We start from the raw sequence: 2,132 nt of genomic DNA, 5'->3' as shown, positions 1-2,132 counted from the left end.
CGCGTTACGATACTGACCACCAGTGGCAATCTTCAGTTGACAATAAAGGAAATCTTGTTTGGAATTTAACTTCAGCGACTAATACGCCTGAATTTACTTTTAGCGACCCAGTTAATATTTCAACTAGCATCCCTTTAGGGATTGATGTGTTTGACATTACTGCTTCAACAACACAAAGCATTATTGATATTAAAAGTTCTTCCACTGATTATTTGATTAAAGTTGACCAGATGGGCGATGGAGGAATTTTTGATTTTAAACAATCTGAATTAAGTGTTTTGTCCTTATCCAACGCGGGAGTTTTAAATTTGCAGAACGCGTCATCAACGCAAAGCATTTTTTCTTTAACCGCGTCATCAAGCGCGCCTTTAGTTGTGTTTGACCAAAAAGGCGCTGGCTCTTCATTATTGTTTGGCTCAAGTCCGCAAGCATCTTCAACTATTTCTCTTTTGCAATTAACAGCTAACCCAATGACATTGGGTTCTGTAAACGGAACATTTATTGCGGCTAACCCAGCAAGTTTTTCTGGAAATTTTATGGATTTTCAAGTGGCTGGAACAAGATATTTTTCACTTGCGTCTGATGGTGATATTTTTACTGCAGGTGGATTTTTAATGTCAGTTAATTCTACAACAGCGGTTTCAATTCAAGACACAACTGGCGTAACTCATTTTGTTATTGATACAACCCAGGGGCATTATGGTTTCGCGACTTCATCTCCAGCAGATGGTTTTGGTTTAACAATCGCTACTTCAACTTTGCAGTATGGCGATTATTATAATTTTGGAAATGCCACAACAACTGGCACAGGAGTATTTTTTGTTTCTTTGTCAGTGGCAACTACAACTCATCCTTACGGGTTAAATGTTTCTGGCTCAGGATATTTTACAGACGGGTTAATGGTTGCTGGTTATACCACAACCAGTGATTTATATGTTCAAGGCAATAATACCACTACTCAATCCTTAGTGCTGGGTACAGGCGCAACTAATTTGATTGATTATGCTGATGGAGATTTATTAGTTTCAGATGACGCGGTTATTTCTGGTTCAGCCACTACTAGTGGAACATTTATTGTATCAACTGCTTTTGGAATAAACACAACTACTCTGCCATATACTTTTAATGTTTCTGGCACTTCATATTTTACAGACGGATTATTAATCGCTGGCTACACCACAACTTCTGATTTGTATGTTCAAGGAAGCGCAACTACTACTGGCACTCAAATTGTGAGTACTGCTTTTGGCGTGAATACAACTACTCTGAATACTACTTTTAATGTTGATGGTGATACTTTGTTATATGGTAATGCTACTACGACTGGTTCATACTACGTTGGCAATGATTTAACTGTGGCTAATTCAGTTGTTTTAGGTGATGCCACTTCTGATACTTTAACAGTTAATTCAACTGTTGATTCGGATTTGATTCCGCAAAGCAATGCTTATAATCTTGGCTCCACGGCCAACCGCTGGGGTACGATTTATGGCGATACGATAAATGCCAGCAACATCGTGGCCAATAACACGGAAATCGGCGGCACCAAAGCAGCTGATTTTACAATTAATTCTGATAATGCCACGAGTGATACGGAAAACATGTCTTTGACTTTTAAACGCGGCCTACCAGTAACTAACGCGGTTTTGGGTTGGAACGCGGCCAAACACCAATTTACTCTAAATTTTCCTATTTGGATTGAAGGCACTGATTCTGGCGGAGCCGCAAGTTCAACAATTGTAGTTAAAGAAGGAGTGAATCAAGGCGGAGTGGATTTGTTTAAGTTATTGGATATATCAAATAATATTTTATTGCGCGCAGACCCTGAAGGACATTTTGCAGTTGGCGCAAGTTATCAAGATGGGTATGGGTTTACAGTGGCGACTACCACATATATTGAAGGGCAATGTGTTACAGGTGATACGGTTCTGCCAATTGTACGTGTGAATAATATTGAATATGTTAGAATTGATGAAATAAAAGGAGGAGAATATGTAATGTCTTTAAATGAAAAAACAGGTTTGTTAGAACCAGCTAGAATTAATGGATTATTAGATATGGGTGTTAAGCCAATTTATAAATTAACAACAGAAAGCGGGAAGACGATTAGGACAACTGGGAACCATCCATAT

General features: G+C 38.6%; 1 protein-coding gene. It reads left to right on the top strand.

All coding sequences use genetic code 11. The features are described from left to right. Positions 1–2,132, top strand: a 2,132-nt coding sequence (locus KKE07_05200; GenBank protein ID MBU4270238.1) for a hypothetical protein, incomplete at both ends; no start/stop codon positions are given.

The organism is Candidatus Dependentiae bacterium (genome assembly GCA_018897535.1).
In the GTDB taxonomy this organism is placed as follows: Bacteria; Babelota; Babeliae; order Babelales; family UASB340; genus UASB340.
The sequence above is the reverse complement of the archived record's forward strand: the minus strand, read 5'-3'. Positions and strand labels throughout refer to the sequence as shown.